The organism is Candidatus Cardinium sp. cByotN1 (assembly GCF_022810525.1).
GTDB lineage: Bacteria > Bacteroidota > Bacteroidia > Cytophagales > Amoebophilaceae > Cardinium.
Genome location: NZ_JAACGG010000161.1, coordinates 1 through 215 on the forward strand (window position 1 = coordinate 1; position 215 = coordinate 215).

Below are 215 nucleotides of genomic sequence, written 5' to 3' on the forward strand. Positions count from 1 at the left end.
GCCATAAAAAAAAAGATAAAGAGAAATTGCCTCTTATCATACCCATTCTGCTCTACCATGGCAGTAGACCTTTTAATGCACCAAAAAATTTATGGACATTATTTAGTGATCCAAAGCTTGCTAAGCAGCTTATGGGTGGAGACTATAAACTGGTAGATTTACAGTCCATGTCAGATGATGATATCAAGCAAAAGAAATATGTAGGGATGCTTGAA

Annotated in this window: 1 protein-coding gene; it reads left to right on the forward strand. The window is 35.8% G+C overall.

The features are described from left to right. Positions 1 to 215: Rpn family recombination-promoting nuclease/putative transposase (locus tag MUW73_RS04155; protein WP_243575289.1), on the forward strand; the 215-nt coding region annotated here is incomplete at both ends.